Origin of the sequence: Micromonospora sp. NPDC049203, from assembly GCF_043197215.1 — a bacterium.
In the GTDB taxonomy this organism is placed as follows: domain Bacteria; phylum Actinomycetota; class Actinomycetes; order Mycobacteriales; family Micromonosporaceae; genus Micromonospora.
On record NZ_JBICSV010000004.1, the window covers coordinates 191,287 to 204,448 of the forward strand.

The following is a 13,162-nucleotide window of genomic DNA, read 5'->3' on the forward strand; positions in this document are numbered from 1 at the left end:
TCATGAGCAGTGCCGCCGCATTCTCGTACGCACCCCTGCTGCCGACCGGCCCCGACGAGACCGAATACCGCCTGGTCACCGACGAGGGCGTGGACGTCGTCAACGGCCCGGGAGGCCGCCGGTTCCTGACCGTGGATCCGGGCGCGCTGACCGCGCTCACGGCGGAGGCGATGCACGACATCGCCCACTTCCTGCGCCCGGCGCACCTGGCCCAGCTCCGGTCGATCATCGACGATCCGGCGGCCTCGCCGAACGACCGCTTCGTCGCGCTCGACCTGCTGCGCAACGCGAACATCGCGGCCGGTGGCGTGCTGCCGATGTGCCAGGACACCGGCACCGCGATCGTGATGGGCAAGCGCGGCCGGCACGTGCTCACCGACGGCACCGACGCGGAGGCGATCTCGCGCGGCGTCTACCAGGCGTACACCCGGCTCAACCTGCGTTACTCGCAGCTCGCCCCGCTGACCATGTGGGACGAGCGGAACACCGGCAGCAACCTGCCCGCCCAGGTCGAGCTGTACGCCGAGGACCCGGACGGCCACCCCGACGCGTACAAGTTCCTGTTCATGGCCAAGGGCGGCGGCTCGGCCAACAAGTCCTACCTCTACCAGGAGACCAAGGCGCTGCTGAACCCGACGCGGATGATGCAGTTCCTGGAGGAGAAGCTGCGGCTCATCGGCACCGCCGCCTGCCCGCCCTACCACCTGGCCATCGTCATCGGCGGCACCTCCGCCGAGTACGCGCTGAAGACCGCGAAGTACGCCTCCGCGAAATACCTGGACGCGCTGCCCACTCAGGGCTCGATGAGCGCGCACGGCTTCCGTGACCTGGAGCTGGAGGCCGAGGTGCTGGAGCTGACCCGCAACTTCGGCATCGGCGCGCAGTTCGGCGGGCGCTACTTCTGCCACGACGTACGGGTGGTGCGGCTGCCCCGGCACGGCGCCTCCTGCCCGGTCGCGATCGCGGTGTCCTGCTCGGCCGACCGGCAGGCGGTGGCGAAGATCACCCCGTCGGGCGTCTGGCTGGAGCGGCTGGAGACCGACCCGGCGCGCTACCTGCCCGACGTGACCGACGAGACGCTGGAGACCGAGGAGGTCGTCCGCGTCGACCTGAACCGGCCGATGGACGAGATCCGGGCCGAGCTGTCGAAGTACCCGGTGAAGACCCGGCTGTCCCTGACCGGCCCGCTCGTCGTGGCCCGGGACATCGCGCACGCGAAGATCGCCGAGCGGCTGGACGCGGGCGAGCCGATGCCGCAATACCTGCGTGACCACGCGGTCTACTACGCCGGCCCGGCGAAGACCCCCGAGGGCTACGCCTCCGGCTCGTTCGGTCCCACCACAGCGGGCCGGATGGACGCGTACGTGGAGAAGTTCCAGGCGGCCGGCGGCTCGATGGTGATGCTCGCGAAGGGCAACCGGTCCGCCCAGGTCACCCGCTCCTGCCAGGCCCACGGCGGGTTCTATCTCGGCTCGATCGGCGGCCCGGCCGCCCGCCTCGCGCAGGACTGCATCAAGCACGTCGAGGTGCTGGAGTACGCCGAGCTGGGCATGGAGGCGGTCTGGAAGATCGAGGTGGAGGACTTCCCCGCCTTCATCGTCGTCGACGACAAGGGCAACGACTTCTTCGCCGAGGTCACCAAGCCGGTGCTCACCGTCGGGCGGCGCTGAGTCCGGACATACGCCGAGGGGCGCCCGGGAGAGATCCCGAGCGCCCCTCGGCGTGTTCGTCGTGCATCGACATCGGTGCGCCTGCCCGGCCGCGTGGCCGGACAGGCGCACCGCCCCCGTCGGATGCCGTAACCGACAACCCGCGGCAAGTCTGGGTGAGGCCGCTGCCGAACCGCTATCGAATCGCTATCGCCTGCTCGGAGCACCCGGTGATCATCGGGCTACTCTGCTGAATGTTGCTCGTGACGGGTGGGAGCGCGGATGCGGTTCGGAATCCTGGGGCCCCTGCGGGTCGGTGGCGGTGAGGCCACAGTCACCGCGGGACGGGATCGGACCGTGCTCGCCGTCTTGTTGTTGCGCCCGGGACGAGTGGTACCGGTCGAGGACCTGGTCGACGCCGTCTGGGACGAGCGCCCACCGGCCACCGCGCGTACCCAGCTCCAGAGCTGCGTGTCGCGCCTGCGGCAGCGGTTCGTGCGGCTCGGACTGCCGGCCGGGACCATCGTCACCGATCCGGCCGGCTACACCATCCGGGTCGAGGCGGGGGACCTCGACGCCGAGGTGTTCGCGAGCACTGTGGAGACGGCCCGCCGGAATGCCGCCGCCGGCCGGCTGACCGAGGCCCGCCAGCACTACCGGGCCGCGCTGGCGCTGTGGCGTGGCCCGGCGCTGGCCGGCGTCCCCGCCCGCAGTGTGCGGCAGCGGGCCCGGGCGCTGGACGAGCAGCGGCTTGGCGTGCTGGAGGACTGCGTCGACATCGAGCTGCGGCTGCGCATGGCCGCCGATCTGATCGACGAGCTGACCGAGGCGGTCGAGCGCAACCCGCTGCGGGAGCGCCTGCGCGGGCAGTCGATGCTGGCTCTCTCGGCGGTCGGCCGCCACGCGGACGCGCTCGCCGTCTACCGGGAGGGGCGGCGGATCTACGCCGAGGAGCTGGGCATCGAACCCGGCGCGGCGTTGCAGGAGCTGCACCAGCGGATCCTCGCCGGTGACGTGGCGCTGGGCGGGCCGGAGAACCGGCCCACCGCCCCGGTGCGGGCGCTGCCCCGCACGATCAGCGACTTCACCGGGCGGCAGCAGACAGTGTCCAGGTTGGTGCGGGAGATCGTCGAGGACGGAATCCGGGTCCAGCTCATCGACGGCATGGCCGGTAGCGGCAAGACCACACTCGCGGTACAGGTGGCGACCGCTGTCGCCGACCGGTTCCCCGACGCGCAGCTCTTCGTCGACCTGCACGGACACAGCGAACAGAGCCCGCTCGCCACGACCGCGGCGGTGGCCACCCTGCTCCGGCAACTCGGCGTGCCGCCCGAGCGGGTTCCCGCCGACCTGGCGGACCGGCTGGCGGTGTGGCGGTCCGAACTGGCCGGCCGGCGGGCGGTGGTGGTGCTCGACAACGCCGCCGACGCGGACCAGGTGGCGCCGTTGCTGCCGAACGGCCCGGACTGCCTGGTGCTGATCACCAGCCGCCGCCGACTGGTCGGCCTGGACTCGGGCCGGCCGTCGTCGCTGCCGGTACTCGACAGCGATGAAGCGGTCGAGCTGCTGGCCCGGGTGGCCGGCACGGAGCGGATCGCCGCCGAGCCCGAGGCGGCGGCGGAGGTGGCCCGGCGCTGCGGTCACCTTCCGCTCGCCCTGCGGCTGGCCGGGGCCCGGCTCGCGCACCGGCCGCGCTGGCGGGTGGCGGACCTGGCGCAGCGGCTGGCCGGCGCGTCCGATCCGCTGGCCGAGCTGGCCGCGGGGGAGCGCTCGGTCGCCCGCGCCTTCGCGCTGTCGTACGAGCAGGTGTCAGCGGTCGCGCAGCGGGTCTTCCGGCTGCTCGGGCTGCACCCCGGCGTCACCGCCGACAACCGGGTGGCGGCGGTGCTCACGGAGCTGTCGGTGCCGGATGCTCAGGATGCCCTCGACGAACTCGTCGACGCGCACCTCGTCGACGAGGCGGAGCCGGGCCGCTACCGGCTGCACGATCTGATCCGGGAGTACGCGCGCATGCTCGTCGCGCAACGCGAGACCGTCGAGGAGCGAAGGGCGGTGACGGCACGGCTCCTCGACTTTCACCTGCACGTCGCCGCGGCGTTGGGGAAGGCGATCGATTCGGTCGGGTGCCCGTCACTGCCCGAGCCGGTGCGATCCGACCTGGTGGACGGCACCGTCGCCCTCGGCCGTCCGTGGCTGGAGGAGAATCGGCCGGCGATGACGGCCCTGGTCCGGCTGGCCGAGCAGGAGGGTTTCCTCCAGCAGAGCTGGCAGCTCGCCCGGGTGGGCTGGTCGATAAACTTCTACGGCGGTCACCTCGACGATCTGGTGGAGACGCACCAGATCGGTCTGCGTGCCGCGGAGCGCCTGGGCGACGACGAAGCAGTGGCCACGATGCTCAACTATCTGGCTTCGGCGGACTACCGCCGGGCGAGGTTCGCAGAGGCCATCCGGCGGATGGAGGCGGCGGTCGGCATCTACCGGCGGCTCGGCCGCCGGGACGACCTGGTCAAGGCGCTCGGCAACCTCGGCACCGCGTACGGGGTCGACGGACAGCCCCAGCGGGCCATCAAGGTGTTCGAGTCGCTGCTGGTGCCCGCTCGCCGGATGCCGGACCCGACCTCGTTCTTGAGCTGGTTGAACAACCTGGCGTTCACGCTTATCGAGATCGGCCGCTACGACGAGGCGGTGCGGATGTGCCGCGATCAGATGGCCGTGGCCCGGCAGGCCGGCGATCTGCGGCAGGTCGGTAACGCCATCGGCCACCTCGGGATGGCGCGGCACCGAAGGGGCGAGCGCGGCCCCGCGCTTCGGCTCCTGGGTGCCGGTGCAAGGCTCAAGCGCCAGGTGGGCAACCGCTACGGCGAGGGTGAGCTGCTCAACGAGCTGGGCACGATGGAGCGCGAGGAAGGCCGGCCGGAACTGGCCGCCGAGCTGCACTGGGAAGCGCTCGTGGCCATGACCGACGCCGGGGATCTGGTCGGGCAGTGTGCCACCCGGAACCTGCTGGCCCGGGCGATCCTCGATCAGGGCGACGTCGCCAGCGCGCTGGACCTGCACCGACGGGTGCTCTCTGATGCCGCTCGGCTCGGCGCTCGCTACGAGCAGGCTCGTGCGCTCGACGGCATGGCCCGCTGCCTGAGGCACACCGACGCCGAGCGGGCTCGCCGGTACGCCGGGCGGGCGCTGGCGCTGTTCCGCCAGGTCGAGTCGCCGGACCAGCGGGAGGCGGAGAGGCTGCTGGCCGAGCTCGGCTGAGGGCCGCGCCACTTTCCCTGCACACCGGCCAGTGGCGCGGCAGGATGGTACGCGTGACGACTCCAGAGGCGACCGGCTACCGGATCGAACGCGACTCGATGGGCGAGGTGGAGGTGCCCGCCGACGCGCTGTGGCGGGCGCAGACCCAGCGCGCGGTGCAGAACTTCCCGATCTCCGGGCGCGGGCTGGAACCGGCCCAGATCAAGGCCCTGGCGCAGATCAAGGGGGCGGCGGCCCTGGTCAACGGTGAGCTGGGCGTGATCGACGCGGACGTGGCGCAGGCGATCGCCACCGCCGCCGCGCACGTGGCCGAGGGCGGCTACGACGACCAGTTCCCGGTGGACGTCTTCCAGACCGGGTCCGGCACCTCGTCCAACATGAACACGAACGAGGTGATCGCCACGCTGGCGAGCCGCGAGCTGGGCCGGGACGTGCACCCGAACGACCACGTCAACGCGTCGCAGTCCAGCAACGACGTGTTCCCCACCTCGATCCACCTGGCCGCCACCCAGTTCGTGGTGGAGGATCTGATCCCCTCGCTGAAGCAGCTCGCGGGCGCGCTGGAGGAGAAGGCGGCCGAGTTCGAGACGGTGGTCAAGGCCGGGCGTACCCACCTGATGGACGCCACGCCGGTCACGCTCGGGCAGGAGTTCGGCGGTTACGCCGCGCAGGTGCGTTACGGCGTGGAGCGGCTGGAGTCGGCGCTGCCCCGGCTGGCCGAGCTGCCGCTGGGCGGCACCGCCGTCGGCACCGGCATCAACACGCCGCTGGGCTTCGCCGACCGGGTGATCGGCAAGCTGCGGGAGTCGACAGGGCTGCCGCTGACCGAGGCGCGCAACCACTTCGAGGCGCAGGGCGCCCGGGACGCGCTGGTGGAGACGTCCGGCCAGCTCCGTACCATCGCGGTCGGCCTCTACAAGATCGCCAACGACGTGCGCTGGATGGGCTCCGGCCCGCGCGCCGGGCTGCGCGAGCTGCGCATCCCGGACCTCCAGCCGGGATCGTCGATCATGCCGGGCAAGGTGAACCCGGTGGTCGCCGAGGCGATGCGGCAGGTCTGCGCCCAGGTGGTCGGCAACGACGCGGCGGTGGCGTTCGCCGGGTCGCAGGGCGACTTCGAGCTGAACGTGATGCTCCCGGTGATGGGCCGCAACCTGCTTGAGTCGATCAAGCTGATCGCCGCGTCCAGCCGGCTGTTCGCGGAGCGGCTGGTGGCCGGCCTGGTCGCGGACGCCGAGGTCTGCCTGGCGTACGCGGAGGGCTCGCCGTCGATCGTCACCCCGCTCAACCGCCATCTCGGCTACGACGAGGCCGCCTCGATCGCCAAGGAGGCGCTGGCCAAGCAGGTGTCCATCCGCGAGGTGGTGATCTCCCGGGGGCACGTCGACTCGGGCACGCTCACCGAGACCCAGTTGGACGAGGCACTGGATCTGCTGCGGATGACCCACCCCTGAGCCGGTGCCGGTAATTGCCTCGACCGGCCACAGTGAGCGCGGCATGATCCGACCGTGCGTGACGACGGCGACGTGTTGCTGGAGACCGCGCGGCTGACGCTGCGCCGGTTCACGATGGACGACGTGGACCGGCTGGTGGCGCTGGACGCCGACCCGGAGGTCATGCGCTTCCTGACCGGTGGCGCGCCGACGCCGGCCGGGACGTTCCGGGACGAGGTGCTGCCCCGGGTGCTCGCCGGGTACGACAGGCATCCCGGGCTCGGCCGCTGGGCGGCGCTGGACCGGTTCAGCGGCGAGTTCCTCGGCTGGTTCGCGCTCGACCCGTCCGAGGACGGCACCGAGGCGGAGCTGGGCTACCGGCTGCGCCGCGCGGCGTGGGGACACGGGCTTGCGACCGAGGGCGCGCGGGCGCTGGTGCGGCACGCGTTCGACACGGTGGGCGTCCGCCGGGTGTGGGCCGAGACGATGACGATCAACGACCGCTCCCGCGCGGTGATGGCCCGCGCCGGGCTGCGCTACGTCCGTACCTTCCACCTGACCTTCGACGACCCGATTCCGGGTACGGAGCACGGCGAGGTGGAGTACGAGCTGCGCCGCGACGACTGGCCCGCGACGCGTCAGGAGTGGGACGCGGCGGCCTTGCGGGCCCGGTAGGCGCTGACCGCGGCCCGGTTGCCGCAGCCGGCGTCGCAGAACCGGCGGGACCGGTTCCGGGACAGGTCGACGAGCACGTTGTCACAGTCGGGGTGGTCGCAGTGCCGCAGCCGGCTCAGTTCGCCCGCCCGGACCAGGTCGGCCATCGCCATCGCGGCCTCGACCGCCATCCGGGTCGCCAGCGGCGCGTCCCGTGGCACCGCGTGCAGGTGGTACGGCTCGTCGTCGTGCCGGACGAGTTGCGGCAGCGCCTGCGACTCGCGCAGCAGTCCGTTGACGATCGCCACCACCTCGTCGGTGTCGGCGTACCAGATGCGGCGCAGCCGGGGCCGCAGCGCGCGGACCTGGCGCAGTTCGGCGTCGGTGTGCTCGTGCCGGCCGCTCCACCCGTGGGTGGTGAAGAAGGCGTCCAGGGCGGCCACGTCGGGCAGCCCTTCCCGGTCGCCGTCGGCGGTGTTCACCAGTGCCGCGGCGCTGACCAGCGCACATTCGGTGTCATGAGCGAAAAGCAACTTGACTCCTGTCGGAGGCTACGCCTAGCGTCATCAGCATAACCTCCATTCACTCATGACCAGGAGTTGCCGATGCGTGAACGGTCCAGCGTCGGGCTCGGCCTGGCACTGCTCTCCGCGATCACGTTCGCCACGTCGGGCACTTTCGCCCGCCCACTGATCACCGGGGAGTGGTCGGCGGTAGCTGTGGTGATCGCCCGGGTCGGCATCGCCGCGCTGGTGCTCGCCGTCCCCGCCGTGCTGGCGCTGCGCGGCAGGTGGGCGGTGCTGCGCCGCAACGCGTTCAGCGTGGTGCTGTTCGGGTTGCTCGGCGTGGCCACGGCGCAGGCGTGCTTCTTCAACGCGGTCCGCTACCTCCCGGTCGGTGTGGCGCTCCTGCTGGAATACCTCGGCATCGTGCTCGTGGTCGGATGGATGTGGCTGGCCCACGGGCAGCGACCCCGGCTGCTGACAGTGGCCGGCTCCGTCACCGCCCTGTGTGGACTGGTGCTCGTCCTCGACCTCACCGGTGCCGGGCGACTCGACCCGGTGGGCGTGCTCTGGGGGCTCGGTGCGGGCGTCGGGCTTGCCGGATACTTCGTCATCGCCGGCCGGACCGACGCGCGTCTGCCCTCGGTGGTGATGGCCAGCGGTGGCATGGCGGTCGGCGCGCTGGCGTTGCTCCTGCTCGGCGGCATCGGCGCGCTGCCGCTCACCGCCGGCACCGCCGACGTCACCTTCGGCGGGCACCGGGTGAGCTGGCTGGTGCCGGTCGCCGGGCTGTCGCTCATCGCCGCGGTGGTCGCGTACCTCGCCGGTGTCGCCAGCACCCGGCTGCTCGGAGCGCGGCTGTCCTCCTTCGTGGGGCTGACCGAGGTGATGTTCGCGGTGCTGATCGCCTGGCTGGTGCTCGACGAACTGCCCGGCCTGATCCAGCTGGCCGGCGGCGTGCTCATCCTCGGCGGCGTCGCCCTGGTCCGGGCAGACGAACTGCGGGGCGCGCCACAACCGGTGCCGACGCCGGCGGCGGCCGAACCGGTGCCGGCCGGTGACCGGTGAGCGGGCCACGCGGCGCCGTCGTCTTCGACGCCGACGAGACCCTCGTCGACCTGCGCCCGGCGGTCACCGGCGCCCTCGTCGCCGTACTCGAGGAGATGCGGCGGCGGACCCCGGCGGCGGCCGCCGTGGCGCTCGCGGACCTGGAGGAGGACTGGGGTGCGGTCTTCGGCGCGCTCAGCGCCGCCCCGGTGCAGGAGATCCGGCGGGCCGCGCTGGTCCGTTCGCTGGCCCGGGCCGGGCTGGAGGCGGACCTGGACGAGTTCGCGGCGTTGTTCTTCGCCCGCCGGTACGCGCTGAGCCACCCCTTCCCGGACGTGCTGCCCGCGCTGGCGGCGTTGCGCCCGCACCACGTGCTGGGCTTCGCCACGAACGGCAACAGTCGTGCCGAACGCTGCGGCCTCGACGGGCAGTTCGCGTTCGAGCTGTACGCGCACGAGGGCGGTCTGCCCAAGAAGCCCGCCGCTGAGTTCTTCGGCGCGGTGGTGGCGGCGTCCGGGCTGCCGGCGTCCCGGATCGTCCACGTCGGTGACTCGCCGGAGCACGACGTGGTGGCCGCGCAGCGGGCCGGGCTGCGTGCGATCTGGCTCAACCGGGCCGGACTGCCCCGTCCACGGGGCCTCGAACCCGACGCCGAGGTGGCCACGCTCGCCGACCTGTCCGAGGTGCTTATCGCCTTGACGAACGCGAATGCCTAGTTGCCGCCGATAACGGACGTCGATCTGGCGGAACGCGCTCCCGTGATGTGGGATGACACCACGTCCCTCAACGAGAGGATCTGATGTGGTGAGCAAGCGCTTCACCGTCGGCGCGGTCGCGGCTGCGGCCTCGCTGGCACTCACGGTGACCGGCCTGAGCATTCCGGCGAGCGCCGCGCCGTCGGACACCCGGACCTTCACCGTGCTGGCCGAGAGCGGCGTCTCCACCGACGCCGCGATCGCCGCGATCGCCGCCGCCGGTGGCAAGGTCGTCGCCCGCACCGACGACGTCGGCCTCTTCCAGGTCACCAGCGACCGGGCGGACTTCGCCAGCCGGGCCAACGCGGCCGGCGCGCTGGTCGGCGCCGCCGAGGAGAAGGCGATCGGCCGCAAGCCGAAGCTGGACCGGGTCGAGCAGGAGCACCTGCTGGCCGCCGCGGCGACGAAGGGCAAGGTCGCCAAGGGCAAGAACAAGAAGATGGACCCGCTCGACGACAAGCTCTGGGGTCTGGACATGATCCGGGCCGACAAGGCCCGCAAGATCGAGCCGGGCGACCGCCGGGTCACCGTCGGCATCCTGGACACCGGCGTCGACGCCAGCCAGCCCGACCTGGCACCGAACTTCAACTGGGCGCTGTCGCGCAACTTCGCCCCGGACATCCCCGAGGTCGACGGGCCGTGCGAGGTGGCGAGCTGCCTCGACCCGGTCGGCACCGACGACGGCGGGCACGGCACGCACGTGGCCGGCACCATCGGCGCCGCAGCCAACGGCTTCGGCCTGTCCGGCGTGGCCCCGAACGTCTCCCTTGTGGAGCTGAAGGGCGGCCAGGACAGCGGGTACTTCTTCCTCAACCCGGTGGTGAACGCCCTGGTGCACGCGGGCCGCTCCGGGCTGGACGTGGTGAACATGTCCTTCTACGTCGACCCGTGGCTCTACAACTGCACCGCCAACCCGGCCGACTCGCCGGAGGCGCAGGCCGAGCAGCGCACCGTCATCGAGGCGATGAAGCGGGCGCTGAACTTCGCGCACCGCAAGGGCGTCACGCTGGTCGGCTCGCTCGGCAACAACCACGAGGACCTGGGCGCGCCGCGTACCGACGTGAGCAGCCCGGACTACGGCGCCGACCCGTACCCGCGCCCGATCGACAACGCGACCTGCTGGGACCTGCCGGTCGAGGGCCCGCACGTGATCGGCGTGTCGGCGGTCGGCCCGTCCGGCAAGAAGTCTGACTACTCGAACTACGGCACCGAGCAGATCTCGGTGGCGGCGCCGGGTGGCTGGTTCCGGGACGGCTTCGGCACCGACACGTACCGCACCGACGCCAACATGATCCTCTCCACGTACCCGAAGAAGGTGCTCCAGGAGGAGGGGTCGGTCGACGAGAACGGCAACATCGTCGCCGGCTTCGAGGAATCGGTGTTCAAGCAGTGCACCGCCAAGGGTGAGTGTGGCTACTACACCTACCTGCAGGGCACCTCGATGGCGTCCCCGCACGTCTCGGGTGTGGCCGCGCTGATCGTCAGCAAGCACGGCAAGAAGGAGGGCCGCAACGGCTACGGCATGGCGCCGAACCTGGTCGAGCAGCACCTCTACCGGACGGCGGCCGAGCACGCCTGCCCGGAGCCGCGTCTGCAGTCCTACACCAACGAGGGCCGGGACGCCGAGTTCGACGCGTACTGCGCGGGCTCGCTGAACTTCAACGGCTTCTACGGCTACGGCATCGTCGACGCCTACGCCGCGGTGAAGACCCCGGTCAAGCCGAACGTCCGACCGTAACGACCGTTTCCCCGAAGTGGCGGTGTCCGGAGTTCCCGGACGCCGCCACTTCGGCGTTCCGGCTTCCTTCCGGACGGCGGGCGTCACGGCCGCCATCCCCGGGCCACCAGTGCGGCGCGGATCTCCCGGACCAGGGCGGGGAACTCCTTGCGCAGGCGGCTGCCGGTCACGTGCAACACCAGCCAGCCGGCTTCGACAAGCTGGTTGAGCCGCCTCCGGTCGAGGTGCGTGCGGTCCGCGTCGGCGCGCCACTGACCGTCGTACTCGACGGCGACCCGGAACCCCGGCCAGGCCAGATCGGAGTGCAGGATCAGGCCGGTCGACACGCGCACCGGATGCTGGGCCACCGGGCGCGGCAGGCCGGCGAGGACAAGGCGTACCCGCAGGTGGGACTCGGGCGGTGACTGGGCCAGCCCGTCGGTCAGGCCGACCACCCACGCCGCCCGCCGCCCACCGGGGCGACAGGCGTTCCGGGCCGCCTCGCCCGCCAGTGCCGAGCGGCTGACCGAACCGGTACGCAACAGCCCGTCGATGATGCCGACCGCCTTCACCGGATCGGCCCAGACCGCTGTCTCCCAGGCACAGGCGACCGGCTCGGTACGCGGCGGCGGGCCGTCCAGGATCATCACCGCGCCGGGGGACGACTCTGCGAAGGGGTTCGATGCGGCGGGCGACCCCGTGCCGACGAATGGGCTCGTTCGCGCGGGTGCCGCGCCGCCGACCGGGACCAGGAGGCCGCTGCGTGTGCTCGACATCGGGGCGTGGTGCACCCGGACACCCGGCTGGGAGTCGGCCCGGACCGTGGCCGGCAGCAGGACGTGCACGTCGTCGGTGAGGCCGGCGGCGTGCTCGACCCCGTGCAGGTAGGCCGCCGAAGGGCCGGCGACCACCGCGCCCGGCGGCATGCGCAGCAGCGCGGCGCGGCAGGCCAGCGCGTGGTCGCGGTCGAGCCGCGCGTCGGCGTACACGTCCTGCCGGAGCCGGATCCAGGACGCGCCCCGCAGGTGGTGCCGGGACAGCAGCCCGCGCCGGATCGCTTCCGAGCCCCGGAAGACCTGCCAGGCCAGCTCCGGCGGTCGATGAGGTTGAGGTGGCATGGGACGAGCGTGGCGGCGCACGGGTGGAGATCGATACCCCTGTGGACGGCCGCAGCCGTGCCGCCCTTCGCGCCCTGTGGACAACCCCCGAGCGGCCTGCCGATGTGCTAGGGCCTGTGTCGAAGTCGGTCACAGCCATTCGTTGATGGCGGCGACGTGCACGGTGGCCGCGTAGCGCACGGCGAGTTTGTCGAAGCGGGTGGCCACGGCGCGGTGGCGTTTGAGGCGGTTGATGCCGCACTCCACGGCGTGACGCTGCTGGTACCGCTGTGGGTCGAAGGCCGGTGGCCGGCCGCCCTTCGACCCCTTCTTACGCCGGTTCGCGTCCTGGTCGGCCTTCGACGGGATCGTCGCGGCGATCCCACGTCGGCGCAGGTAGCGGCGGTTGGCCTTCGACGTGTACGCCTTGTCAGCGAGGACCCGGTCCGGGCGGGTCCGGGGCCGGCCGCTACCGAGGCGGGGCACCCGGATCCCGTCGAGCACCGGGATGAACTGCGGGCTGTCCCCGCGCTGCCCGGCGGTCAACACGATCGACAGCGGCTTCTGCCCCTGCTCACACGCGAGGTGCACTTTCGTGGTCAGGCCGCCCCGCGAGCGACCGAGCGCATGATCGTCCGGTTCGACCGTGACCCCGCCCGGCGGCTCGGCCTGCAGATCCCCTTTTTACGCGCTCCAGCGGCATGCTGATGCGCTCGGGCGACCGTCGAGTCCACCGACACGTCCCAGACGACGCGTCCGGCTCCGTCAGCCAGGGCCTGCAGGGCGATCAGGATCTTCGCCCAGGTCCCATCCCGCTGCCAACGCCGGAACAACGCGTACGCCGCAGCCCAGGACCCGTAGCAGTCCGGGACGTCCCGCCACGGGGCGCCAACCCGTGTCCGCCACCGGATCCCATCGATGAGCTGCCGTTTCGTCCATGTCGACGGCCGGCCTGGCCTACGCCCCGCGGGCAGCAACGGCTCCAGCGCCGCCCACTGTACGTCGGTCAGGTCGTGCCGCCTCGTCACCGCTAGGGTGTCCACGAGGTCTCC

The 13,162-nt window shown here is 72.1% G+C and carries 10 protein-coding genes; 7 read left to right on the forward strand and 3 right to left on the reverse strand.

From position 1 onward, the window contains the following. The first annotated feature begins 2 nt into the window (after positions 1–2). From ACGFIA_RS13335 to ACGFIA_RS13350, 4 genes are all read left to right on the forward strand, one after another. Complete coding sequence (locus tag ACGFIA_RS13335; RefSeq protein WP_357385562.1) at positions 3–1,670, forward strand: fumarate hydratase; 1,668 nt, start codon at positions 3–5, stop codon at positions 1,668–1,670. A 261-nt stretch (positions 1,671–1,931) separates the two neighbouring features. Next, complete coding sequence (locus tag ACGFIA_RS13340) at positions 1,932–4,904, forward strand: BTAD domain-containing putative transcriptional regulator (RefSeq protein ID WP_357385564.1); 2,973 nt, start codon at positions 1,932–1,934, stop codon at positions 4,902–4,904. A gap of 44 nt (positions 4,905–4,948) precedes the next feature. Continuing rightward, a complete protein-coding gene (locus ACGFIA_RS13345) occupies positions 4,949–6,358 on the forward strand; it encodes a class II fumarate hydratase (RefSeq protein ID WP_393260037.1) in 1,410 nt (469 codons plus the stop codon). Positions 6,359–6,412: 54 nt separating this feature from the next. Then, entirely contained in the window at positions 6,413–7,012 is a 600-nt protein-coding gene (locus ACGFIA_RS13350) for a GNAT family N-acetyltransferase (protein WP_357385568.1), read from the forward strand. On the opposite strand, the gene ACGFIA_RS13355 is transcribed toward ACGFIA_RS13350, so the two are convergent. Further along, positions 6,976–7,524, reverse strand: coding sequence for a CGNR zinc finger domain-containing protein (locus ACGFIA_RS13355; protein WP_357385570.1), 549 nt, complete (start codon positions 7,522–7,524; stop codon positions 6,976–6,978). The two genes, ACGFIA_RS13350 and ACGFIA_RS13355, sit on opposite strands and share 37 nt — an antisense overlap. Before the next feature lie 72 nt (positions 7,525–7,596). Between ACGFIA_RS13355 and ACGFIA_RS13360 the strand changes: the two genes are divergently transcribed. From ACGFIA_RS13360 to ACGFIA_RS13370, 3 genes are all read left to right on the forward strand, one after another. Then, positions 7,597–8,562: a DMT family transporter gene (locus tag ACGFIA_RS13360; protein ID WP_393260041.1), complete on the forward strand. Its 966-nt coding sequence runs from the start codon at positions 7,597–7,599 to the stop codon at positions 8,560–8,562. Next, positions 8,559–9,257, forward strand: a complete 699-nt coding sequence (locus ACGFIA_RS13365) for an HAD family hydrolase (protein WP_393260044.1) — start codon at positions 8,559–8,561, stop codon at positions 9,255–9,257. Before ACGFIA_RS13360 ends, ACGFIA_RS13365 begins: the two co-directional genes overlap by 4 nt. An 88-nt stretch (positions 9,258–9,345) precedes the next feature. After that, complete coding sequence (locus ACGFIA_RS13370; RefSeq protein ID WP_357385576.1) at positions 9,346–11,034, forward strand: S8 family serine peptidase; 1,689 nt, start codon at positions 9,346–9,348, stop codon at positions 11,032–11,034. Between the two features lie 83 nt (positions 11,035–11,117). Here ACGFIA_RS13370 and ACGFIA_RS13375 read toward each other — a convergent pair whose 3' ends face one another. Together ACGFIA_RS13375 and ACGFIA_RS13380 are read right to left on the reverse strand one after the other, a co-directional pair. Beyond that, entirely contained in the window at positions 11,118–12,131 is a 1,014-nt protein-coding gene (locus tag ACGFIA_RS13375; RefSeq protein ID WP_393260047.1) for a hypothetical protein, read from the reverse strand. Between the two features lie 129 nt (positions 12,132–12,260). After that, positions 12,261–13,138, reverse strand: a protein-coding gene (locus ACGFIA_RS13380) for an IS5 family transposase (RefSeq protein WP_393260445.1) whose coding sequence is annotated in 2 segments (ribosomal slippage) — positions 12,261–12,746 and positions 12,749–13,138 — 876 coding nt in all. Because the reading frame shifts where the segments join, the coding sequence is not laid out codon by codon here. Positions 13,139–13,162 lie beyond the last annotated feature (24 nt).